General features: G+C 44.7%; 21 protein-coding genes. 2 read left to right on the forward strand and 19 right to left on the reverse strand.

Annotated features, from left to right (window positions below; translation table 11 throughout):
• Positions 1-15: 15 nt before the first annotated feature.
• The 14 genes from NLX82_RS04020 to NLX82_RS04085 form a co-directional block, all read right to left on the reverse strand.
• Positions 16-1,932 carry a stage V sporulation protein D gene (locus NLX82_RS04020; RefSeq protein ID WP_254347501.1) on the reverse strand — a complete coding sequence of 639 codons (1,917 nt, stop codon included), beginning with the start codon at positions 1,930-1,932 and terminating at the stop codon, positions 16-18.
• 81 nt (positions 1,933-2,013) lie between these two features.
• Positions 2,014-4,368 (reverse strand): penicillin-binding transpeptidase domain-containing protein, encoded by a 2,355-nt coding sequence (locus tag NLX82_RS04025; protein ID WP_069080391.1) that lies wholly within the window; start codon positions 4,366-4,368, stop codon positions 2,014-2,016.
• Between the two features lie 61 nt (positions 4,369-4,429).
• Positions 4,430-4,810, reverse strand: a complete 381-nt coding sequence (locus NLX82_RS04030) for a hypothetical protein (RefSeq protein WP_025721604.1) — start codon at positions 4,808-4,810, stop codon at positions 4,430-4,432.
• A gap of 24 nt (positions 4,811-4,834) precedes the next feature.
• Positions 4,835-5,785 (reverse strand): 16S rRNA (cytosine(1402)-N(4))-methyltransferase RsmH, encoded by a 951-nt coding sequence (gene rsmH / locus NLX82_RS04035; protein ID WP_023989455.1) that lies wholly within the window; start codon positions 5,783-5,785, stop codon positions 4,835-4,837.
• A 17-nt stretch (positions 5,786-5,802) separates the two neighbouring features.
• Positions 5,803-6,240 (reverse strand): division/cell wall cluster transcriptional repressor MraZ, encoded by a 438-nt coding sequence (gene mraZ, locus NLX82_RS04040; protein ID WP_013311099.1) that lies wholly within the window; start codon positions 6,238-6,240, stop codon positions 5,803-5,805.
• A gap of 332 nt (positions 6,241-6,572) precedes the next feature.
• Positions 6,573-7,838, reverse strand: coding sequence for an adenosylhomocysteinase (locus NLX82_RS04045; RefSeq protein ID WP_013311100.1), 1,266 nt, complete (start codon positions 7,836-7,838; stop codon positions 6,573-6,575).
• A 64-nt stretch (positions 7,839-7,902) separates the two neighbouring features.
• Positions 7,903-9,534 carry a bacillithiol biosynthesis cysteine-adding enzyme BshC gene (gene bshC / locus NLX82_RS04050; RefSeq protein WP_254347502.1) on the reverse strand — a complete coding sequence of 544 codons (1,632 nt, stop codon included), beginning with the start codon at positions 9,532-9,534 and terminating at the stop codon, positions 7,903-7,905.
• A 122-nt stretch (positions 9,535-9,656) separates the two neighbouring features.
• Positions 9,657-10,595, reverse strand: a complete 939-nt coding sequence (locus NLX82_RS04055; RefSeq protein ID WP_013311102.1) for an ABC transporter ATP-binding protein — start codon at positions 10,593-10,595, stop codon at positions 9,657-9,659.
• Positions 10,596-10,606: 11 nt separating this feature from the next.
• A complete protein-coding gene (locus NLX82_RS04060) occupies positions 10,607-11,557 on the reverse strand; it encodes an ABC transporter permease (protein WP_013311103.1) in 951 nt (316 codons plus the stop codon).
• 4 nt (positions 11,558-11,561) lie between these two features.
• Positions 11,562-12,494: an ABC transporter permease gene (locus NLX82_RS04065; protein WP_023989458.1), complete on the reverse strand. Its 933-nt coding sequence runs from the start codon at positions 12,492-12,494 to the stop codon at positions 11,562-11,564.
• 197 nt (positions 12,495-12,691) lie between these two features.
• Positions 12,692-14,392 (reverse strand): peptide ABC transporter substrate-binding protein, encoded by a 1,701-nt coding sequence (locus tag NLX82_RS04070; protein ID WP_254347503.1) that lies wholly within the window; start codon positions 14,390-14,392, stop codon positions 12,692-12,694.
• 153 nt (positions 14,393-14,545) lie between these two features.
• A complete protein-coding gene (locus NLX82_RS04075) occupies positions 14,546-14,935 on the reverse strand; it encodes a DUF3397 domain-containing protein (RefSeq protein ID WP_013311106.1) in 390 nt (129 codons plus the stop codon).
• A gap of 4 nt (positions 14,936-14,939) precedes the next feature.
• Positions 14,940-15,899, reverse strand: a complete 960-nt coding sequence (locus tag NLX82_RS04080; protein WP_254347504.1) for a ketopantoate reductase family protein — start codon at positions 15,897-15,899, stop codon at positions 14,940-14,942.
• A gap of 126 nt (positions 15,900-16,025) precedes the next feature.
• Entirely contained in the window at positions 16,026-16,676 is a 651-nt protein-coding gene (locus NLX82_RS04085) for an RsfA family transcriptional regulator (RefSeq protein ID WP_013311108.1), read from the reverse strand.
• A gap of 297 nt (positions 16,677-16,973) precedes the next feature.
• On the opposite strand from NLX82_RS04085, the gene NLX82_RS04090 reads away from it, so the two are divergent.
• Positions 16,974-18,059, forward strand: a complete 1,086-nt coding sequence (locus NLX82_RS04090; RefSeq protein ID WP_254347505.1) for a hypothetical protein — start codon at positions 16,974-16,976, stop codon at positions 18,057-18,059.
• A 100-nt stretch (positions 18,060-18,159) separates the two neighbouring features.
• Here NLX82_RS04090 and NLX82_RS04095 read toward each other — a convergent pair whose 3' ends face one another.
• From NLX82_RS04095 to NLX82_RS04115, 5 genes are all read right to left on the reverse strand, one after another.
• The gene (locus NLX82_RS04095) at positions 18,160-19,491 is read right to left on the reverse strand and encodes a PhoH family protein (RefSeq protein ID WP_023989462.1); all 1,332 of its coding nucleotides are present in this window, start codon (positions 19,489-19,491) and stop codon (positions 18,160-18,162) included.
• A 299-nt stretch (positions 19,492-19,790) separates the two neighbouring features.
• Positions 19,791-20,852, reverse strand: coding sequence for an LCP family protein (locus tag NLX82_RS04100; protein WP_023989463.1), 1,062 nt, complete (start codon positions 20,850-20,852; stop codon positions 19,791-19,793).
• 125 nt (positions 20,853-20,977) lie between these two features.
• A complete protein-coding gene (gene typA, locus NLX82_RS04105) occupies positions 20,978-22,819 on the reverse strand; it encodes a translational GTPase TypA (protein WP_013311112.1) in 1,842 nt (613 codons plus the stop codon).
• A gap of 290 nt (positions 22,820-23,109) precedes the next feature.
• The gene (locus NLX82_RS04110; protein WP_028540472.1) at positions 23,110-23,601 is read right to left on the reverse strand and encodes a LiaF transmembrane domain-containing protein; all 492 of its coding nucleotides are present in this window, start codon (positions 23,599-23,601) and stop codon (positions 23,110-23,112) included.
• Positions 23,602-23,695: 94 nt separating this feature from the next.
• On the reverse strand, positions 23,696-24,355 hold the full coding sequence (locus tag NLX82_RS04115) for a TerC family protein (protein ID WP_023989465.1): 660 nt from the start codon (positions 24,353-24,355) through the stop codon (positions 23,696-23,698).
• Between the two features lie 217 nt (positions 24,356-24,572).
• Between NLX82_RS04115 and NLX82_RS04120 the strand changes: the two genes are divergently transcribed.
• Positions 24,573-25,268 carry a TerC family protein gene (locus NLX82_RS04120; RefSeq protein WP_025722107.1) on the forward strand — a complete coding sequence of 232 codons (696 nt, stop codon included), beginning with the start codon at positions 24,573-24,575 and terminating at the stop codon, positions 25,266-25,268.
• The last annotated feature ends 68 nt before the right edge of the window (positions 25,269-25,336 follow it).

Raw genomic sequence — 25,336 nt, forward strand, 5'->3', positions numbered from 1 at the left:
TATAAAATGAACCTATCAATCCCCCATGTAAATACGGATCGTTGATCCTCGCTCCAATCTGGAGCCCGGCTTCGGCGCCTGACTCACGACCGTCTTGCCTGACCCAGATTTCACGAGCATAAAGTTCATATTCATATCTTCGTACAAATCAGCTGCAGTAGCACCTACCAGATCAGGTACCGTTTCGATCGGATTTTCTCCATACTTGTACTCTTTGGCAATTTGATTGGTGCGAGGCGGTATTTTCAAGGCAATCAGCGCGTCCTTTAAAATATTTTGCACGATTGGCGCAGCAACCACCCCGCCGAATTGAATTCCCTTCGGGTTATCGACAGCGGTATAGACGACGATTTGCGGATCATCCGCCGGCGCAAAACCAATAAAGGATACAATATGCTCCGAGGAAGAATAACGTCCGTTAATGACCTTTTGTGCTGTCCCCGTTTTACCTCCCACCCGGTAGCCTTCAATGAAAGCAGGACGACCTGTACCTTTAGCAACGACGCTCTCCAGCGCTTCTCTTACCTGTCGGGAGGTCTCCTCTGAAATGACCCTACGTACTAGTTCTGGTTCTACTTTTTCCAGCACTTTTCCGGTTCCCGGCTGAACCCAACCTTTTGTAATGTGAGGCTTATAAAGATTACCGCCATTGATTGCCGCCGATACAGCGGTAACCTGCTGGATCGGAGTGACAGACACCCCTTGACCAAAAGCGGTTGTCGCCAGTTCTACAGGACCGACCTGAGGTAGCTTGAACAAAATGCCGTTGCCCTCACCAATCATGTCGATTCCCGTTTTGCTGCCGAAGCCGAAATTCCGAATGTACTTGAAAAGTGCTTCTTTACCTAACCGCTGCCCCAATGTTACAAAACCGGGGTTGCAAGAATTCTCCACCACTTGAAGGAACGTTTGGCTTCCATGTCCGCCTTTCTTCCAGCAACGCAGGCGTGCTCCACCGACTTCAATATATCCCGGATCAAAAAAACGGTCATTTTTGAGATTGACCTTCTTTTCTTCCAAGGCAGCCGCCAGTGTAATAATTTTGAAAGTAGACCCAGGTTCATATGTCATCCAGATAGGCAGATTTCGATTATAGATTTCAGGCGCATATTGCTTGTATAGTGCTGGCTCATAGCTTGGTCGTCCAGCCATGCCTAATATTTCACCCGTCTTGGGGTTCATAGCAATAGACAACGCGGACTTCGCCTGAAATTTGACCATGGCTTGGTCAAGCTCCCGTTCCATAATGGACTGCACAGACTTATCAATGGTTAATTGTAAATTCAGTCCATCCTTCGGTTCAATGTATTTTTCAGAAGAACCAGGCATCAGACGACCACCTGCATCTGATAAATACGCAATGCTTCCGTCGATTCCCCGAAGCTTACTGTTTTGCTGCTTCTCTACGCCTGTCAGCCCTTGATTATCAATTCCTGTAAACCCAAGAATATGAGCCGCTAGATCACCATAAGGATAATAACGTTTGTTGTCTTCAGCAACAACGATACCCGGCAGCTTCAAATCACGAATTTGCTGCGCTTTCTCCATCGTAATTTTCCGTCCGCCGGGCTGAAGTTTTTGGCTTGCTGTTCGTTTGGTAATCAGCTTGAGCACTTTATCCTCACTCATATCCAGCAAGGGCGCCAGCCTGCGTGCCGTTTCTTCCGGCTTCTTAATTTGCACTGGTATCGCCATGACTGTCGGCGAACTGACATTGTAGGTCAGCGCCGTACCCTGCCGATCCAAAATTTCGCCGCGCTTGGCGGCAAATGGAATATTGCGGCGCCACGAATCCTCAGCCTTGGCCGAGAGCTCGTCTCCTTTACCCAATTGAACATAGGCGAGCCGGATCGACAAGGCCGCAAACAGTACAAATAATCCCATTAGCCCCCATACCAGCCTCCGCCGCATGGTCACGTTAGATTTTTTCAAACGCGCTCCCTCCGTTCCTCAAATACTCATGACATGTCTTACCTCATGAATATTCAAAAGAACGGACATTAGAACAAGCTATCAGTTATCCTCGCCTTTAATCGCAGCAGCACTTTTCTCATCTGCAACAGCAGATATTCCTCCCTTAGGAGCTCCCGCGTCTGTTCCAGCATCAGCAGTAGTACTGGATTCGGTTTTAGTATCGGCCTCCGTTTTTGTTGCGCTGCCGGTCTGGTTAGCTGCAACTCCATTGGTCGAGTCCTGTGTTTCCTCCGGTTTCACTCCGGTCACCGTTTCTTTGGCCGGCTGAAGCGTCACGCTGACGATCCGCTTTCCATTTACCATTTGCGCCTTTTGAGAGACAACATAACCTTCGCCGCTTACCTGCACACCAACCTTCATAAGGGTCAGAACTTGAAGTGTGTCACGCAACGAAACACCTGTAAAATCAGGAATAGTCATGTTGGCACTATCCTCAGTCAGCAAGTAAATGCGTTGTCCGGGTTTCATTTTGACGCCTGCTTCAGGATATTGGCGAACAATTTTGGAGCCTTTGCCTACCGTTTCATAGGCAATTCCCTGTTTGAGCAATGCATTTTGCGCATCTTTCTTCACCTGACCAGTTAATGTTGGTACCGTTGGCAAATTCACTGTTTTTACAACAGCGCCACCTGATTTATTCGTTTTAGTTCCCGTTTTTGGAACCCCCATATATTGCAACGATTGGGATACGATTTTTTTAAATACAGGCGCTGCTGCTGTACCGCCGCCTACTGATTTGTTAGGTTCATCCATAACAACCAAAACAGCTATTTTCGGATCATTTACTGGTGCAAAACCTATAAAGGACACGACATCCTTCGAATGGTCATATACTTTTCCGACGACCTTCGTCGCTGTACCTGTTTTACCAGCTACACGATATCCGTCAATATAAGCAAGGCGTCCCGTACCAATTTCTTGGTCAGATACGACCTGCTCCAGATAGCTGCTTGTCTGGACTGCCGATTCCCGAGTAATCACTTGGCGGACTTCCTTCGGTTGAATCGTCTGAACTTCGCCTGTATCTGGGTTCATGATTTCTTTCACCAGATGAGGTTGCATCAGCTTCCCCCCGTTAGCAATTGCCGAAATTGCAGCTACCTGCTGGATTGGAGTTACCTGAACACGTCCGTGTCCATACGAAGCCGTTGCCACCTCGGATTTGTACTGGGTATGGAAAGTAATAGCTCCGGTAGACTCACTCGGAAGATCAATGCCTGTTTTCACGCCGAATCCAAAGTTATTAATATATTTCTTCAGCCTTTCGCCACCCAACTTATCCAATCCCAGATGGACGAAACCGACGTTACTTGAACGCTTGACCCCCTGAAGATAGGTTAACGTTCCCCAGTTACGGCTTACGTCACGAATATCCCAGCCTCCGACCCGAATCATACCAGATTGGTAGGATTCATTTGGATTGAACACCTTTTCTTGAACCGCAGCTGCCAAGGTGACAATCTTAAACGTGGAGCCAGGCTCGTAGATAGATTGAGTAGCATTATTACGGAAATATTCCAAGGGTGTACTCCCATATGTATTGGGATTAAAATTCGGGTAAGTCGCCATACCGAGAACATCCATCGTTTGGGGATCAGCAGCTACTACAGTCATCGTTTTCGGGTTGTATTTTGCAATAGCTTCCTGCATGGCATCCTCTATATAATACTGAATCGTATCGTCAATCGTCAGCTTTAAATTTTTACCATTTTGTGCCGGCTCATAGACACTTTCCGATCCTTGAAGAGGAACTCCCTTCCGATCCCGCTGATACAGAAGCTTTCCAGCCGTCCCCGAGAGCTCTTTATTATAATAAGCTTCCAACCCCATACCTGCTGTGCCATCTTTTCTTTGATAGCCAAGAACATGGGAAGCCAGCTTATTTTCCGGATAATAGCGTTTGGATTCTTGAACGGTGTCCACAGCTCCAATTACTTCATACTTATCCTTCAAATACTCTTTGAACGTATCCACTTGTGCCTTGACCTCAGGATCTACCTTCCAGCCCCCATTACGAATCTCGCGATTTTTTAAGTAGTTCCCCTTTTTATCCTTTGCAGAAAGATGTCCTCTCAGCTCATCCTCAGGCGTTTTGAGTAACTGGTGCAGCTTAGCTACAACCTCATTCTCCAAATCATACTCCTGAATGATGCTAGGATTGACAACTACCGTATAAGCCGGTGCATCCGTAGCTAATACGTTTCCTTTACGGTCCGTAATGGTTCCACGCTTGGGCTGAATCACCTGATCTCTTTCTACTTGATTAACTACCAGGTTATGCCAGTACTCCCCACTCACAACTTGAATCCAAAATACCTTAAGTAGCAGAACAAGAAAAAAGAGGGTAATACATCCCCCTATTAGCAGTGTGCGAAGCTTTATTCTTTTGACCATAGCTCAAACCTCTCTGCAAAAAAAATGTACGTCAGAGCATAGCTTGATGCTATGCCCTTAACTATTTGGCAGCCTGCTTTTCCACACGAATGGGCTCTCTTGTTGGTTCGATATATCCCTGTTGCTTTGCAGTCGGCACGATCTGATTTTCCAGACGCTCCTTTTGAATCTTCAGTTGGGCGATATTGGTCTGTAATTTGGAAATGTCCTTGCTTGCCGTATTAATCGAATAATTGATTTGATAAATGTGAGCGTACCTGCTAATCAACATACCAGCAATGACAATGCACGCTACAAGTGTCAATAGATACAGCAGCTTTTCTCGAATCGGCAGCTCTCTGCGGCGTGTAACGACTTTGGTGGTCTCACGATACCGTTGTTGCTGAACCTGTTCCTGACGGGCTCTTTCTTTTACAGCCAAATTACCGCGTGTATAAGCCATGTCGCCTCTCCTTCTCCATTAAATTTACAATTTTTCGGCAACTCTCAGCTTCGCTGACCGGGACCGTGGATTAAGCTCCAATTCCTGCTCTGACGCCACAATCGGCTTACGGTTCACCAGCTTCAGATCGCCTATCATTTTGTCCTCCAAAATAGGCAAATCAGATGGATAGATGCTTTTCGCCAAATACTCCTTGAAAATATGCTTGCATATCCGATCCTCCAGAGAATGGAATGTAATGACCGAAATTCTGCCTCCTGGAGCCAGACATCTTATTGCCTGATGCAAAGTATCTTCCAGTGCACCCAACTCATCATTCACAGCAATCCGCAAAGCCTGGAAACTGCGTTTAGCCGGATGTCCCCCGGTTCTGCGTGCCGCAGCCGGAATTCCTTCTTTGATAATATCGACAAGTTCCCCTGTTGTGTGAATAGGCTTGTTCAATCGACGTTCAATCATGATCTTTGCGATCCGCCGTGAAAACTTCTCTTCTCCGTAATGAAACAAAATACGCGCAATCTCTGCTTCCGACCATTCATTGACAATTTCGTAAGCCGTAAGCGAGCTACTCTGATCCATCCGCATATCAAGCGGTGCATCATGATTGTAGCTAAATCCCCGTTCCCCCTCATCGAACTGGGGCGAGGATACACCCAGATCGAACAAAATACCCTGGACCTGCGGGACGCCGTCTTTTTCGGGCAATCCCAGCTCGGTCAGCTTGTCCTGCAAGTGGCGGAAGTTGGATTTCACTAATGAAATCTTACCTTCATAGGCTGACAGCTTCTCTCGCGCATTGTTCAATGCCCAGTCGTCCTGATCAAAGGCAATGAGCCTTCCCTCAGGGCCAAGCTGTGATGCAATGACGGAACTGTGTCCTGCCCCTCCCAACGTGCAGTCCACATAAATCCCGTCCTGCCTGATGTTTAGTGCCTGTGTTGCTTCTTCTTTGAGTACGGTAATGTGGTGAAACAAACGGCTGACCTCCTAAATTACAATTCAAAGTTGAAATCAACCAATTTCTCAGCAATGTCGTTAAATGCTTCTTCTGATTGGTTGAAATATTGCTCCCAAGTATGCTTGCTCCAAATCTCTACACGGGTGGACACTCCCAATACGACGCACTCTTTAGTAAGCTTGGCGTATTCGCACAAATTCCCCGGTAAATTTACCCTGCCCTGTTTGTCCAATTCGCATTCAGTCGCCCCCGAGAAAAAAAAACGGGTAAACGCCCGCGCATCGGCCTTCATCAGAGGCAGTGCTTTAAGTTTTTTCTCCATGACAGCCCACTCATCCATGGGATACACGAAGAGGCATTGGTCCAGCCCGCGGGTAACCACGAACGAGGCACCGAGAAGTTCACGAAACTTGGCCGGTACAGTAAGCCGACCCTTCTCATCAATGCTATGTTGGAACTCCCCCATAAACATTGGTTTCGTCACCCCTTACCCCATTCTCCCACTTTGGCCCACTTTCCACCACCTAAGCATAATAGATTCGCTTTAAAAAATCAAAGACCTCTTTTTCATTACCAAAAAGTGATAGAAGCCGGATCCATACCCTTATGTCTGTTATTGTAGCCCTGCGTCACAAGATGCAAAAAAGCCCCTTACCCCATGAAGCCGGCCCCCGACAATATGCATCAGGTTTCGAAACAACACGGAATAAAGGGCTTACTCTCTGTCCATTATGCCAACCTAAACAAACACTTGCATTAAAAACGCAACACTTTTGCAGCGAAAATCGTGATGAAATAATCCGATTACGCGTTCCAGCTGTCCAAATAGATCTTTTGGTCTTCAGTTAACGTGTCAATTTGGATTCCCAGACTATCAAGCTTGAATCGAGCTACCTGTTCATCAATTTCATAAGGTACATTAATAACAGCTTTGCCTAGCTCATTGTAACGATCATTCACATATTTCAAGCCAAGCGCCTGAAGCGCAAATGTCGTATCCATAATTTCCGCAGGATGACCATCAGCAGCAGCCAGATTCACGAGGCGTCCTTCTGCCAGCAAATACATTTTACGTCCATCTTTAAAGCGATATTCCTCGATATTGCGACGCACCGTACGAATGGATTCGGAACGTTTAGCAAGCTCAGGCTTACTAACCTCCACATCAAAATGCCCTGCGTTACACAGCACAGCTCCATCCTTCATCACATCAAAGTGTTCTCCTGTAATTACAGCCTTGTTTCCAGTTACTGTAATAAAGAAGTCGCCCAGTTTGGCAGCCTCTACCATCGGCAACACATGGAACCCATCCATATGGGCTTCTACTGCCTTGATTGGATCAACTTCGGTTACAACAACGTTGGCTCCCAGCCCTTTCGCACGCATTGCAACCCCTTTGCCACACCAGCCATAACCTACCACAACCACTGTACTTCCGGCTACAACCAGATTAGTCGTACGAATAATGCCGTCGAAAGCTGACTGTCCTGTACCATAGCGGTTATCAAACAAATATTTGCAGTAAGCATCATTAACAGCCACCATCGGAAAGTGAAGTTGCCCTTCTTTTTCCAAAGCCTTCAAACGAATAATGCCAGTAGTTGTCTCCTCTGCTCCCCCACGGATCGTAGAAATCAGATCAGGCCGTTCGGATTGCAACAGAGTAACCAAGTCACCACCATCATCTATAATGAGATCCGGCTTTGTTTCCAGTGCCTTGATTTGCAAATTTTTGAATTCTTCCGGGTCCGGATTGTATTTAGCTAATACTGTAACGCCATCTTCAACTAATGCGGCGCAAACATCATCTTGTGTGGACAATGGATTACTACCCGTAATAGTTACCTGCGCTCCACCTGCTTGTACCACTTTAGCCAGATAAGCCGTTTTGGCCTCCAGATGTAGACAGATGGTTACCTTCAGACCAGCAAAAGGCTGCTCTTGCTCGAATTGTTGACGTATACGGTTCAATACTGGCATATGGGCTTCTACCCAATCAATTTTCAAATGACCTTCTGGGGCCAATTTAAGATCGTGAACTATGCTATTTTGCAGAGAATGGGAAGTCATACTTTGTTTCCTCCTTCATATTGGTTAAATTTGCTCCATGATAAATCCTATATAAAATAATAAATCATACATAAATAGCGCGATGCGTACCCAACAGATCCAATGGTACACTCATAATCATATCAATCAGGCTGAGACCATGACGGTTCAGAAAATGATAGATCGTATACGCCCGCTCCTGCGGCTGTCCAAATGGAAAAAGCGACCACTCAATACGATCCCACTGGCGAAGTGCTGTTTCATTTTGCCGAAGCAACGCTTCCTGAACTTTTGCCTCCAGATAGGCGATCTGTGCCAGAATCTTATCGCGGTTGGTTTCTCCGAGCGGTAGCAAACCTTTTTCAATCAAACCTGTCTGCTGCACAAGCGGTTCGTACATGCGGACAAAAGCTTCCTTAGCCCCGGAAAACTGATCCTGCATTCCAAGCTGATCTTGAGTGGCGATCCATTGCTTTTTCCGTTCCTCAAGTCCGTCTCTAACTTGACCAAAACTCAATTCATACTTAAGCATATGCTTCTCCACGCCTGGCTCTACCAACGTAAAAGACATTCGTGGCAGCAGTATCGGCATCTGCATCTCCAACACCCCGAAAGCATCCCGTGTAATCGCCCAGTAAGCAATCTCTCCTAGACCCAGCACAGATGCCAACACCGGAAACAGTGAATCCTGCATTAGAGGACGAGTTAGCACATTGTTACTAAAACGTTCGGGATGTCTATCTATCTCTTCAAGCAGTTCATCCACAGTAAACACCACCAGACCGTGTCGATCCGTGAATAGTCCAGCTTTTTTGAAAAGCAGCAAGCGTTCATCTTCATGGATATAAAAGAGATTCGCGCCACCTTCATGCACATCGGCTTGTAAATGATATCCATAATCTACGATCCGCGCAGCAGTCGTCCGGTAAGCCTGCTCCAACTCATCATTGTGCTGAACCAGTTGCTTAAAAACGGATGCTTCCAGCTTGCGTAGCGAAGGATCTGCTGAATCCAAGAGTACTAATCCATAGGTGCCGAACAAAAGGCCCAGCAACTTGGCAAAGGCTTCACTCAGTCCATATGAATCCGTTAGCCCGTTCTCAATCATGCGCATTATTTCAGCCTTATGTTCTGAATCTGGCAAGCTTTGCTCTATATCCGCTATCGCTTGCTTCCACTCAACAGCCTCAACTTTAATGGCACTAACCGAAGAACGGCGTTCAGGTTGCTTATTCAGCTTGATTTTGACGGCTTGTGGGTCATTTGCCATTACGTATGTATGATTGACCTCGTCCCAGTCATGATCTTCGCCAGCAATCCAGAAGACGGGAATAACCGGACGTCCAAGCCGTTCCTCAGCTTCTCTCGCCGCCTTAATTAGGGTAGCAGCTTTGTAAATGACCAGCATCGGACCTGTGAACAATCCGCTTTGCTGCCCGCCAGCTACTACTAAGGCATCTGGACTTTCCAGACGGTCCAATGAAGCACGAACCGCCTCATACGAATTGTATTTCTCATTGTATATACGAAGACATGCTACGATATCCTTACGGTTTAATCGCAGATGCCCCGTCTTATCCAGCCACTTCGCCCGTTGGGCATAAGCATCGGCGTGCAGCACATTATATTCATACAAGTCGCTTGCGCGTCCTGTACCCTGTATATAATCTTCTGCCAAAGCCGACCCTACGCGAAGCGTTTCCGGAATTATCTTCATGGGTCTGCCTCCTGTCTCCACCAAAACCTTACTGCTTGATTGTACCGAAAGCCCATGTCCACGTCAAAGCTTCCTACAAAAAAAACCGCCGAATAACTCGGCGGTTGGTGCATAAAACAAGATCAGGCGTAAGGCTCAGCTACAAAATGTCCTTTAGACACTTCGATGAGCGTGGCATTTTCCAGGTTATAAGCCCCTGTCTTGCTGCCAGATGCATCATGAATCGGGCCTGCTTGGTCGCCTGGCATAATAATCCGTTTTTTGTTGGCTTCTACTTCTGGATCAGGAAGTGGGATCGCCGACAAAAGCATTTTCGTATAAGGATGGATCGGATTTGCATACAATTCAGCACTTTCTGCAAGCTCGACCATTCTACCCATATACATTACAGCTACCCGATCACTGATGTGCTTGACCATCGACAGATCATGCGCAATGAACAGGTATGTCAGACCCAAACGTTCTTGAAGCTCTTTTAACAGGTTGACAACCTGAGCCTGAATAGATACGTCAAGAGCTGAAATCGGCTCATCACAAATGATGAATTTAGGATTAACCGCTAGTGCGCGTGCAATGCCGATCCGTTGACGTTGACCACCAGAAAACTCATGCGGATAGCGTGTTGCATGGTCAGGGTTCAAACCAACCAGATCAAGTAACTCTTCAATCCGTTTCTTACGTTCTGCACGGCTACCCGCCATATTGTGAATATCCAGTGCCTCACCAATAATATCAGAAACGGTAAAACGCGGGTTCAATGATGCATACGGATCTTGAAAGATCATCTGCATATCACGGCGCATTGCTTTCATTTTACTTGGTGATAATTTGTAAATATCCGTACCGTTAAAACGCACGCTACCTGCTGTAGGTTCATACAAGCGCAAAATCGTACGACCCGCTGTAGACTTACCACAGCCGGATTCGCCAACCATACCCAGCGTTTCACCCTCGCGAATATAGAAATTCAGGTTGTCCACCGCTTTGAGCACACGGTTTTTGCCAACATTAAAATACTTTTTAAGACCTTCAACCTCAATTAAATTGTTGCTACTCACCATGATCTCACCTCCTATTTCTTCAACTTCGGATCAAGCGCATCACGCAAGCCGTCGCCAAAAAGGTTGAACGCAAGCATAATCAAACTGATCAAACCTGCTGGGAAAAGCATCCGCCACGGGTAATACATCCACCCGGTCAGAGCCGATTCAATCATTGAACCCAGCGACGCCTGAGGAGCCTGTACCCCTAATCCAAGGAAGCTCAGGAATGCCTCAGAGAAAATAGCACTTGGAACTGTCAAAGTCAGTGTGACAATGATTGGTCCTACCGCATTAGGCAACAAGTGACGGAACAGCAAACGACCTGCACCAGCACCCATTGAACGGGAAGCAAGTACGAATTCTCGGTTTTTAAGTTGTAACATCTCACCACGTACAATCCACGACATGTTAATCCACCCCGTTACACAGAGCGCAATAATAATTGTAGTGATACTTGGCTCCAGTACAACCAGCAACAGGATCGTAACAAGCAAGTAAGGAATGGAGTACAAGATTTCAGAAAATTTATTCATGATTTCATCAACGCGGCCACCAAAGTAACCCATAATTCCACCATAAATAACTCCAATCATCAAATCAATCATTGCAGCAGCCAAACCAATAATCAAGGAAATCCGAGCGCCCATCCAAGTACGTACAAACATATCACGTCCCAGATCATCTGTTCCGAACCAATGTTCCGCCGAAGGAGGAAGATTGGTGCTCAACAAATCATTGGTGCGGTCATCGTATGGGGACAGCATCGGCCCAACAATTGAAGCAAGCACAATGAGAACCAACACACTCAAGCTCGTCATTGCCAGTTTATTTTTACGAAGTCGTTCCCAAGCATCTCGCCAAGCGGACAAGCTTTCGCGCTGAATAACTTCAGACTGCTTTTCATCCGCCCCGACCTTCTGGAAATCTTCCGGTTTTACCTGAAGCTTATCCAAGTTCACAGCATTATCTTTAACAGACATAAAGTTATCCCTCCTTCCCGCCAGTAAGCTTAATCCGCGGATCAATAAATCCATATGCAATATCTGTAATAAAACGCGCCACCATCAGCAAAATACCGTAAAAAATAGTAACTCCCATAATCATGGTATAATCGCGGGTTGTAATACTATCTACGAATACCTTACCAATACCGCCAATCCCGAAGATACGTTCAATAACAACTGAACCCGTAATAATATTGGCCGTCATGGGTCCCACATAGGTAACAACCGGCAAAATAGCATTACGTACAACGTGTTTGAACATAATTGTAATGGATTTCAAGCCTTTAGCTTTGGCAGTCTTAATGTAATCCGCATGAAGCACTTCCAGCATGCTGGAACGCGTTAGTCGAGCGATAAACGCAATTGGGGAAGCAGATAAAGCTGCAACAGGCAGAACGTAGTCCATCGGACCGTCAAAGCCCATAACATTAAACCAACCTAACTGTTGAGCGAAGAAAAATTGAATCAACGATGCTAGAACGAAGCTGGGAACCGCAATCCCCATGATAGCTAATACCATTGCAACGTTATCTATTAGCCTACGATGATACAAAGCTGCCAGCATACCTAGCAAGAGACCGACAATTATCGACACGATTATGGCAACAAAACCTAGTTTGAGGGAAACCGTAAAAGTTTGTCCGATAATGTCAGTTACACTTTGATTCAGCTTTTTCATAGAAATACCAAAATCACCTGAAGCAATATCACCTAAGTATTTAAAATATTGGACATATACAGGCTTATCCAGCCCATATTGTTCCATTAACCGGGCTTGAATCTCAGGAGAAGTCGCTTTTTCACTCATGAAGGGGTTACCCGGAATTGCTTTCATGAGAAAAAACGTCGCAGAGATCAGAATGAACAAAGATAGCAGCATATAGAAAAATTTACTGATCAAATAACGCGTCATTGCCCGTTTACACCCCCCATAAATTTTTTTCGACACCATTCGATTTTATCGAAATAGAATTGGACTGTCCAATCTACTTATTTGCATGGTTACATGATGATGGAAAAGACCATGACACACAAAAAAAACGGGATATATATGGTTCTATCCACATATATATCCCGAAGTAACTATCAAACTTCAGAATCGAGCTTCAGTTACTGTGTAATATACGCTCTTGTGAAATCAACTGCTCCACTAAAGTCAAGCCCAATGTCTTTTACATTCGGTTTCGTTAAAGAAACATTTGAGTAGTAGTAGATCGGAAGCATTACCATATCGTCTTGAACCAGAATTTTCTCCGCTTTCGCAAAATCTTCCATGCGTTTTGCTGGATCAGTTTCTTTCTTAGCTGCTTCAATCAAAGCATCATATGCTGGGTTAGCATAACCTGCATTGTTGTTGCCATTGCCTGTTGTCCACATATCCAGGAATGTCATTGGATCATTATAGTCAGCAGACCATCCACCACGAGCGATTTGGAAATTCAGCTTGTTACGTGTTTGGATAAATACGCCCCACTCTTGGTTTTGAGTTTTGATGTCAACACCAAGGTTTTTCTTCCACATATCAGCAACTGCCAAAGCAATCTTTTGGTGACTCTCGCTGGAGTTATACAGCAATGTTACCGGAGGAAGTGTAGTTACGCCTTCTTCCTTCATACCTTCCTGAAGCAATTTTTTCGCTTCAGTGAAGTCTTCTTTGAAGTAATCATCTTTATTCTCAGTACGGAATTCTTGAGATACTCCTTTGATACCTGGAGGTACAAAGCCGTATGCAGGAATTTGACCGCCCAATGTTACTCTTTCAACGATTGGTTGGCGTTCAATAGCCATCGCAAACGCTTTACGGATTTTAACATTATTAAATGGTTTTTCAGTTACATTAAACAGATAGTAGTACGTACTTGCAATCCCTTTTGCCTTAAATTCGTTAGGCAGTTCTTTTTTCACAGCCGGAATTTGGTCGGTAGGAATTTCACCGTTTGGCATACCTGCGTAATCGAGTTGTCCACTTCTATATGAAGCCAGCTCTGTTGCACCGCTATTTACAAGGGACATCGTAATTTTATTCAGCTTGATATCATCTTTACCCCAATAGTTTTCACTTTTGGTTACTTCGATCTTTTGACCGCTGTCCCAAGTCGTTAATGTGTAAGGTCCGTTAGTGATCATGCTATCTTTCTTAACAGCCCACTTATCATTACCTTTAACGGAAGGATTTACAGGGTAAAAAGTGTAGAAAGAAGTCAATCCCAAGAAGTAAGGAGTTGGGTGCTCCAGCTCTACTTGCAATGTATGGTCGTCAACAGCTTTAACACCTACTTCTTTAAAGTCTGTAACTTTAGTGCCTTTAAAAGATTTCGAAGTGCTCAGGTTGTAACCCTCAGCATTTTTGATATAGTACAATTGGTAAGCATATGGAGGTGCAGGAGCCGTGGAAGGATCCAATACCCGTTGCCAAGCAAATACGAAATCGCTTGCTTTGACTGGGTCGCCATTACTCCATTTTGCAGTATCACGAAGCTTGAACGTATAGGTTTTGCCGTCATCGGAAATTTTCCAAGATTCAGCTACGCCAGGGATTTCTTTGCCGTCAGGACCCATACGTACGAGACCTTCATACAAAGTTTTCAGAACCGTGTTAGTTTGACTATCCTGAGCTTGTGCCGGATCGAAGGTTGGCGGCTCGGAAGCAAGGTTAATGCGCAAAATTTGCTTGTCGGCCGGAGCCGGCGTAGTCGAGGTGTTTTCTTGTGCGCCCTTACCATTATCGTTCTTGCTGGAGCCACAACCTGCGAGCAGTGCACCAACTGCAAGAATGAGTGTCAAAAGGACTAAAAAGCTTTTCCTTTTCATCTAGCGTTTTCCCCCTAGTTCTAAAGTGGTATATGTTTATAGATTATACAACCAGCGGTCAAAAAAATCTACATTACATTTCTTCAAATTGAGCTTTTTTTTCAAAAAAACATGATTAATTCATATTTTTTCACCTTTTCATGTCATCTTATATCACATGATGTTGAATATATTCTTAAATATACCAACAACAGTCAACAAAATATACGCCAATGTCATCGCTATAAAAGTTAATCTCCAGACCGCTCTACATAATCTTTTACCATCAACCTTCCCTTTTATTCGATTTTGAGCTCCTCCAATTAAACCCAAGGCCAGTAATAGGAGCAGTAGAATCAAATAAAAACCGAATCGAGATGTAAAAATGACGTTAAAGAGTGCTGCGACGGAAAATATCAGAAAAAACGTGGTAATATCCATAGAAGTAAGTAACGATTTTTTTTTTTCCATTTTAAGAATGTAGCGACAAACCGCAAACACGATCAAAAACGGAAAAAAGGGAAGAATACTGAAAGTGATAATAGTACCTTGTATAAGACTCAACTGATCACCCCTCTTTTAGCCGCATGCCTTCAATTAATTGCCACAATACCTCATGAGTTGGTGCAGTAACTCCAGCCCGATCTGCCATCTGCACCAGTTGTCCGTTAATTGAAGCAACTTCCGTCATGGACTGTGCAAGTACATCAGCTAGCATGGACGAGTGATTTTCTGCCGTTGCCCGGCATACATTCATAATTTGCTCCCACCATGCGTTTTCCCAGTGGATACCATGAGCTTCATACACTTGAATGCCTTCATCGTACAGCCTGCGCATCATATGTATTCGAATAGGGTCCGAAAGCAGCTCGCCATTACGAACTCGCCATACCGCTGTCAGCGGATTGATCACAGCATTGATCAACAACTTGCGATACATACCGTTCTCGATTTCTTTCGACAAGCAAACGTTAAATCCTGCTGCAAGCAGCCGATTTAGCACACATTGATTAAAATTATTGTTCTTCGCCTCCTCCCCTTCCTCGGAACTACCAATTTCAGTAACACCCGATCCTGCATGTACAATAGATGCTACTCCCTGCCTCTTGGCTCCTTCAGTCGTCACAGCAGGGTATACCACAGCTTCAGGCCAAGCCTGTCTAATGCGTTCTATATGGCCGATTCCATTCTGCAAGCAAACAATTCCTGTATCTCTATCCATTTGAGCTGCAGGCTGGATCTGTTCTAATACTTCCTCAATCGCCCCCTGTTTGGTCATAAGCATTATCCATCGTGCTGGAGCCTGTGAATTTAACCGTTGCCAATCTGCCAATGGCGCTACCTTCAATTTATCCCCGGAAACATGTACTGCCGTCTGTCCCTCCTTATCAAACACAGTAATCCCTTCACGAGCAATGACGCGTGCCTGCTCAAGTGTACGCGTCCACAGCCTTACTTTTGTACCCGAAGCAGACAACCTCCCGGCAAACAACAATCCCAGCGAACCCGCTCCAATAATATCAATCACCTTTGTATCGTCTCGCTTCCATCTTTTTTTCTACTATATCATATGCACTCTAAAGAAATACAAAAAACGCCAACTACGGCAAAGCGCTAGTTGACGTTTTATTTCAATATTGCAGAAGTAATCTTGTTACTCAATGCGCTCCAGATTCCCATTGGCGTCCATTTTGAATCTGGATTTAAGCTCTTCCTCATCTTCAGTGATTAAAGCCAAGCGCCGAGCTCGGTCCATAATCTGAATCAGAGCTTTATAATCATCATTCACAACACGATAGTCGGTTTGTACATCATTCACTTCTTTGGACAGCCGGTCATTAATAGAGCGAAGCTGATTCAATTCTTCTTCCTTTTCCCGTAAATCTTTCTCCAGCATCTTAATCTGCCGATTCGTTTCCTGGACGGATCCCTTCCATTGGCGCAAGAAGCGAATTACTGCATCAATAGATAATGTATCCTCACTCGCACCATCCGTTCTGTATCCACCTTCGACTGTATCAAGCGAGGCAAAAGCCGCAACCTGTGATACACCCACCGGGTTCTGCTTACGGATATAACTGCGCTTCTGGCGCTGTGCTTTGGCAATACTAATCGCTTCATCGTAACGTTTGCGCACGCAGCTATTCCAACGAAAGCCACATGCTGCAGAGGTTCTTCCTATTTTTTGTCCAACCTCCTCAAACGCAGCGAGCTGCGTTCCACCTTCACGGATATGCCGCAATGTCACCTCCGCCAATATCAAGTCATCTTCCACACTCCATGCATCTTGTCTTATTGCAGTCATGCCTCTAGCCCTCCTAACAACATCCTGAAATAACCGTCTTCATGAACCGATCTTGCCGGTATTTGAATAGGGTATAAAAGCTGTTTATTCATTCCTATGCCTCTCGTAGAGTTCATAGAATCTATTTGATACTAAATTGTATTTCCATTTCTGCAAGAACTCATACGTGAACGTAAACAGTTTCGGGTTTCAAGCATGCTCAGACTGCTGTACAATAAAATGAATGGTTAAAGAAACAGAAAGGATCATATACATTACCATTAGTTTTTTTCGGGAATACATAAAAGGGGAAACCAAATGAACAAACGAATAAAAATCACAATCAGCACCCTGCTGACCACCATTATGTTGCTAACTTTCATATATGTACGTCCTACCCTGGCCGCTCCCTCCCATGAAGAAAGTCAGATTTTACAAGATAGCCTGTCGATTGTAGAGATAGACCATGCAATTGAGCGAATCAGTCAGGAGCAGCATACCCTTTTGCAGCGTCAGCAGGAACTGCGAAGTAATCTCACCGTTCAGCAAGAGCAAATGACCATACAACGGAAGCGTGCAGGTTCTGTGCTGCGATCTTATTATATGGGGGAAAGGGACAAACTGTTGAGTGTGGTGCTAGGGGCGAAAAGTATAAGGCAACTTCTCTCTCTGTACGATTACTACTTATTATTGATTAGTCACGATCAGGATGTGCTTCAAGAATACGAATCCAATTATCAATCTATGCGAAAAACAGAACAACAAGTCACCCAAGCCTCAATGGAACTGGAGACTGTCAAAACAAACTTACTGGCACAACGTAAACGCATTGCCCTGCTTCAGTCGCGTGTAAATGACGGCGTTAACGCCAGTAATGACCCGGATACCCTACGCAAGCTAATTGGCGAAATGACAGCTTATTGGGAGAATGTAGGTGTCTACGAGGTAAATAAGCACTTTAAAGCATTAGCTCAAGCTATGCAGAATTTACCACAATTCATTCAACAACAACAAGGTGCCATGGTTACAAATGGAAAAGTCATTACGATAAGCATTCGTGAAGAGGACTTTAACCGTTTTTTAAAGTCAGAAAATGAATTGTTTAATCACTTCAACTTTACATTTGCGCAGGATCGAATTGTGGTAGAAGGTCAGCAGGGAACGATGAAATTAAGGGTAGAAGGTCACTACACGCTAGAGAATGAGCCGAAAAATGCAATTTTATTTCATGTGGATCGATTGGTATTTAATGGTCTGGAGCTACCTGATACGACCCGCAACAAGCTGGAAAAGGATTTTGATCTGGGTTTCTACCCACAGCAGCTTATTTCCTATGTCAAAGCCACAGAAGTACGCACTTTAGCAGGAATGCTTGAAGTTAAGCTCGAATTAAACTTTAAGTAAAATTTTGCTCACCTTTCATTGTTCTGAATTTTTACGTGTATAAAACAAGAGACCCCGGGAGATTCCCGAGGTCTTTATTATTGTAATAACGGTAGGGATTTTATAGTAGATCGGCTGCCAACTGCGCAAGCTTGGAGCGTTCTCCTTTTTCCAACATGATATGCCCACTAATCCCTTCTTGCTTAAACCGCTCCACCACATAGGTTAGACCGTTACTGGCTGCATCCAGATAAGGGTGATCAATCTGCTCCGGATCTCCCATCAAAATGATCTTGCTCCCCTCACCCACCCGGGACACAATCGTTTTGATCTCATGTCGGGATAAGTTTTGCGCCTCATCGACTATAATAAATTGCCCAGGTATCGAACGCCCACGAATATAAGTAAGTGCCTCCACCTGAATACTGCCCAAGCCCATCAAAATTTTGTCGATATCACCTGATTTTTTGGCATCAAACAGATACTCTAGATTATCGTAGATGGGTTGCATCCACGGGCGAAGTTTTTCATCCTTTTCTCCCGGTAAATAACCAATATCCTTACCCATAGGAACAACAGGCCGAGCAATCAGCAGTTTCTTGAAGCGATGTTCATCCTCTACCTTAAGCAAACCTGCCGCCAGCGCCAGCAGCGTTTTGCCCGTACCCGCTTTTCCTGTAATGGTCACGAGAGGGATATCGTCATTAAGCAAAAGCTCCAATGCCATCCGCTGTTGAGCATTACGCGCGCTGATTCCCCACACCGATTCGTTACTTAAGTACAGCGGCTCTAATCGCTCTGCCTCCTGATTCACTTTCAGCAAAGCTGATTTTCCAGTTCCCATTTCATCTTTCAGAATAACAAATTCATGCGGATACAGCGTATAAGGTAGTTCCAGTGGCTTGATTGGTAAAAAACGGTTAGAGTAAAATTCATCTATGATGGACGGGTGCACCTGTATTGCCGAGTATCCGGGATATAGCTCACTTAGATCGCCTGTTCTATCGGATAGGTAGTCTTCGGTCAGCAGTCCCAGTACATCTGCCTTGATCCTGACCAGCACGTCTTTACTGACCAAAACGACCGAACGTGGTTCAGGCTGCTCCTGCTCTTCCAGATGATAATTCAAGGCGACCGCCAAAATCCGGTTATCGTTCGAAACCTCCCCGAACATCTCCTGAACTTTCAAAAAACTTCGGTGGTTTAACTCAACCTTAAGCCTCCCACCCTGGGGAAGTGGAACGCCACTGTGCAGATGACCTACTTCTCTTAACCCGTCCAACAATCGCGATACATTGCGGGCATTCCGTCCAATCTCATCCGCGTTGCGTTTTTTGGAGTCGATTTCTTCCAGAACAACAGCTGGAATGACAACTTCATGTTCTTTGAAGGTAAAAATGGCTTTCGGATCATGCAGCAGCACATTCGTATCCAGCACAAAAATTTTCTTCATTAAATCCCCTCCAAAGCGGCGTGGACAATCTCGTGTTTCATACCTATACCTATTCACCGGGTACCCAATACTTGCTGATTCCCTGAAAAAAGAACCCCAAAGCAGATAAAGCAACGAAAAGTTGTAGTGAAGATAGCTCTGAGCCTGTACATTTTTAAAATTAGACACAAAAGGCCCAGTGATTGCTCACTGGACCTAGACTTGGTTCACTATAACTTTAGACATACCTCAACCCCCTTATGTTATATAAGAGCTTTACTCGCTGCGAGTATAACATAAGAGAGGAGAAAGATACATACTCAGGAATTGGAAGAAGCTGCAGTAGTGTCGCTTGCTTTTTTAGCTAATTCCTCTTGTAGCGCTTGTTTGGCCAAATCGAGCTGTTGCTCATCAATGTACACATACGGGCTACGCCACGTTCCTGCCACCGGATTGTATTTCACATTTTGCTTGGAAATATTCCAATAGGTTTGTACGATATTTTTCATTTGCTGTGACTCGATATCTGTCATCATATTCTTATCAACCGATTTAATAATTGCGCTAAACTTGGTCAAAGCGTTAAAGGATTGCATTTGGTCAATTAGGGAATGAAGCACCTGATTTTGTCGACGATTGCGATCAAAATCGTCAGATTCAGCTGTTCTTGGACGACAATTCGATTTGCGGTAGCGAACAAAATCAAGAGCCTGATCACCGTTCAAATGCTTGGCTCCAGCTGTCAGGTTAATATCGGTACCATCTGCACGGTCACGATAACACATGTTTTTATCAACCGTCACATCTACGCCACCCAAATTATCTACTACATCTCTAAAGCCCTGGAAGTTAATAACCGTCACATAATCGATATCAATGTTTAAATATTTGCCGATCATCTTCTTCATTTGCTCTTCAGCAACTTCACCAGATTCTTTCTCTCTAGCCTTAAACACTGGATAATACTCATTCAACTTGCGTGGTTTATATCCATCCATTTCTAGACGCGTATCGCGCGGTAAAGACACGATGGTAGACGATTTGGTATTGGGGTTTAATGTAGCTACCATAATAACGTCTGACAAATAAGTCGGATGATCAGGGCGGTAATCGGTTCCCAGCAATAAGATAGTCAAAGGCTTAGCTTCAGCCAATTGTGTTTTGGGTACTTCCTTGTTGATCCCCGTATCCAAAACTTCCTCTACCTGATTGTAAATATAGTAGGTATAACCACCTACTGCCAAAATACCTATAATGAGCAAAAACAAGACAAACTTCATAAACGATCTGAAAAAGCTTTTTTTCTTTTTCGTTTTTTTCGGTTTGGCGGATTTTTTCCCGCTTTGTGTCCGGGGAGGCAATCCGTTCGAAAGATTACTCATGCTTCAACACCTTTTCCTGCGTTTTGAGAAATATCGCTTTCTCCAAGTTTACAATCCTAAAACACATACAGCGGCGCATCCCGTTCCCGGGCGTCGCCGCTGTGGCCAAAGACCAATCCAATCAATTACGTATTTGCTTGTGCTGTTTTACGTTGTTTCTCCGCACGCTCGCGTTCACCTTTGTTCAAGATCTTTTTACGCAAACGGATGGCATTAGGCGTAATTTCGCAATACTCATCATCATTCAGATATTCGAGCGCCTGCTCCAGAGAGAAGATAACAGGTGTTTTCAGTTTAACTGTATCGTCTTTTGTTGCTGAACGAACGTTTGTCAATTGTTTTTCTTTACAAATGTTAACGACGATGTCGTTATCACGTGTGTGCTCCCCAACGATCATGCCCTCATAGATTTCAGTACCTGGCTCCAGGAACAAAATACCGCGATCTTCTACGCCCAGCATACCATAAAATGTAGAGCTGCCGTTTTCCGTTGACACGAGAACACCCTGATGACGTCCACCTACTTGACCGCCAACAAATGGTCCATAGCTGTCAAACGCATGGTTCATTACGCCGTAACCACGAGTCAAAGTCAGGAAGTTTGTAGTGTAACCGATCAGACCACGTGCAGGGATCAGGAATTCCAAGCGAACCTGTCCGGTGCCGTTATTAATCATGTTAACCATTTCGGCTTTACGGGAGCCCAAACTTTCCATAACCGCGCCCATGCTTTCTTCCGGAATATCAATGAGGAGACGTTCGATTGGCTCCATTTTCTTACCGTCAATTTCCTTGACGATAACTTCCGGTTTGGACACTTGCAGTTCGTAACCTTCACGACGCATGTTTTCAATCAGGATACCCAGATGCAACTCACCACGTCCGGATACAATAAAGGCGTCCGGGCTATCTGTTTCATCAACACGTAAGCTGACATCCGTTTCGAGTTCTTTCAGAAGACGCTCACGCAATTTACGGGATGTTACCCACTTACCATCGCGACCTGCGAATGGGCTGTTGTTAACCAGGAAGGTCATTTGCAGCGTTGGCTCATCAATCTTCAGTACAGGCAATGCTTCAGGATGATTTGGATCGGCAATGGTTTCACCGATGTTGATATCTTTAATTCCCGCAATCGCCACAATGTCACCAGCGCCCGCTTGGTCAGTTTCAATACGTTTCAGACCTTGGAAGCCGAACAGCTTCTCAATACGCGCTGATTTACTGCTACCATCACGCTGCATAACTGTGACTGCTTGCCCCTGTTTAATGATACCGCGGTTTACACGACCTACTGCAATTCGGCCAAGGTATTCGTTATAGTCCATCAGTGTTACGAGGAATTGAAGAGGCTCATCTACTTTCTCAGTTGGAGCCGGAATGTGCTCTACAACTGTTTCGTACAATGCTTGCATGTTGTCGTCTTGCTTTTCAGCATCCATGCTGGATGTTCCGTTCAGCGCCGAAGCGTACACAACAGGGAATTCCAGTTGCTCATCATTCGCACCCAGCTCGATGAACAGATCCAGTACTTCGTCAATGACTTCTGCCGGACGAGCTGCCGGACGGTCAATTTTGTTCACTACAACGATAGGCGTCAGATTTTGTTCCAGCGCTTTACGCAGTACGAATTTCGTTTGCGGCATGCAACCTTCGTAAGCATCAACGACGAGCAAAACACCGTCAACCATTTTCATAATCCGTTCCACTTCGCCACCAAAGTCGGCGTGTCCCGGTGTATCTACAATGTTAATCAGGTAATCTTTGTAAGTGATTGCTGTATTTTTAGCCAAAATCGTAATACCGCGTTCACGCTCCAGATCGTTGGAGTCCATGGCGCGCTCCTGAACAGCCTCGTGTTCTCTAAATGTTCCGGACTGTTGAAGCAGCTTGTCGACAAGCGTCGTTTTTCCGTGGTCGACGTGGGCAATAATCGCAATATTGCGAATGTTTTCTCTTGCATGCATGGTTTGTATCCATATCCTTTCCGTATATCAAAATAGTGTCTCTATCCTGAAGCAGTGCTGATTCAAGGCTAACAATCGTTCTTTAGGCCCACTCCCTGCCAGCCTTCTATATGTTTCAGGCTTTGTACAGACAGCTTCTCTCTCCGATTCGCGTGAAAACCTTAAAATAAGCGTCAGAAATCTCCGACGCTCTTATCATATCCATTATATTATAGTTGAAATATGTCATAAAGCAAGACATTATTGCCTGTTCCGTAATTTACCGCCATAAAATCTCACAGCTTGTCGTTTTACCTTTTGCGTTTGCCACGGTTGTTTAGGACCAACCAGATTCCAGCTCCGATCAGTAAAACTGCAATAACATATATGATGCCCGTTCTTAGCAGGGTAATGACCAATAAAAACACCGATATCAACCCCAATATCACGCCCCCTGTATAAACATTACGAGAAAGCGAAATATCATTAATGGCGTACTGCCATAATCCAATCGCCACACCTAGAAGTAGCAAAGGCCATAAATAGGCCATTAAATTCCAGCCCCAAATATTGCAGAGCAAAAATAAGAAGCCATAAACCGACAAAATCCCTGCCGGCAGCAACATAAAGGGTGAAACTTTACGCTTCATGTACATTGCATGCAGTACGATTCCAGGTATTAAAAACAGCAAAGGCCAAAAGTTTCGTCCCAAGAAGGAGAACGTCCCCAGTTTCCCCAACAAAATAATCAGTCCTACGGCAACAATGCCCACTCCGATCATACGCTCTTTTCCGGAATTCATCGTGGTCTCCTTTGTTTGCTGAATTTGTTTTTAGGTCTTTTAATGTGATTGTTTTTAAGTATATTTTAGCCGATGTTTTCCAAAAAAACTACGTTCAAATATGGCGAGCTCGTAACTGACGATATATTCCTACAATGACAACTGCTGCGGCCAAAAGTCCCGGTAACCATGCATGTATTAGCTCCCCCGCACCTGCTAACCACACACCCAATCGGGGATCACGGAGTAGCATTTCTCCTGCCGTAAAAGCCAGGATTGCAGATCCAAGCAAAACAAGTACAGGGAACCGATGAAGCCAGATCGCAATCACGTTGCTGCCCCAGACGACAATCGGAATGCTAATTGCAATACCAATGACGATAATGGCGATATCCCCATCTGCTAGGGCTGCAATAGCTAATACGTTATCTAGACTCATCACAAAGTCCGCTACCAGAATCACCTGTATAGCCTTCCATATGGTTGTTTCTGCTCTGACTCCCACATGATCCTCATTCTCATAAAGCAGCTTAAACGCAATCCATAACAGAAGTAGACCGCCTGCCGCCTGAATAAAGGGTATGCCCAGCAAAATGACAGCTACAAAAGTCAAAACACAGCGCAGGAGGACTGCACCGACTGCCCCCCACCATATAGCTTGACTCCGCTGCCTTGCAGGCAAGTTTTTGCTCGCCATGGCTATAACAACTGCATTATCACCGCTTAATACCAAATTAATCATTAATATTTTCAACAGCAAAATGATATGCTCCATGTGTACAAACACCCCCATCCTACTTGTATGCGAAATAGGACGAGGCTATGCTTATAAGCCTTGTCAAATAAGTCATCATTTATTAAAAATTGATGTCAAATTTGTTGAGTAAAGACCTTGAAATCAATAACAAACAGCAATATAATGAATCGTATTTCCGAAAAACGGGTATTAAAATAAACAACATACAATGATTTTAGGATGTTTAATCAGGGAGATGAGAACGATTGATATGTCCGGACTTCAGTTCTTTTGGCTACTGCTTAATGTGATATTTATTGATCTTCTGCTCGCAGGAGATAATGCGATTGTAATTGGACTTGCCGCCAGAAAGCTGCCTCCTGCCACGCAAAAAAAAGCGATACTGTACGGTACCGGTGGTGCCCTGCTCATTCGCATAGCAGCCACCATTGTGGTACTCTGGTTGCTTCAAGTACCGTGGTTGTTACTCATCGGGGGTGTCATGTTAGTCTGGATCGCGTATAAGTTACTCGTAGACCAGGAGGACCATACCGAAGTCAAAGCGGGAACAACGTTATGGGGTGCTATCCGCACGATTGTTGTAGCCGATGCGGCTATGGGTCTGGACAACGTGATTGCGGTTGCTGGCGCGGCCCAGCAGCATTTGCTACTTGTAGTGCTTGGCCTGTTAATTAGCGTACCGATCGTTGTATGGGGTAGCACTCTTTTTATCAAACTGATCAATAAATTTCCCTGGATTATCTATTTGGGATCGGCTGTTCTTGGTTATACAGCCTCTAATATGATTACTGAAGAACGTAAGCTGGAACCCTATTTTACCGAGCACCCTGCGCTGCGTATCTTGTTTATTGCCGCAGTTATGGCTGGTATTTTGCTCACAGGATATCTTCAAAATCGCAGAGCAGTATCCAGTCGAGAAAAAGCCGTCTAAAATGATTCAAAAACTGTTTTAACTAAAATAAAAAGGCAGACCCAAATTAGCTGGTGGGTCTGCCTTTT

The sequence above is a fragment of the Paenibacillus sp. A3M_27_13 genome, assembly GCF_024213315.1.
Lineage (GTDB): Bacteria > Bacillota > Bacilli > Paenibacillales > Paenibacillaceae > Paenibacillus > Paenibacillus polymyxa_B.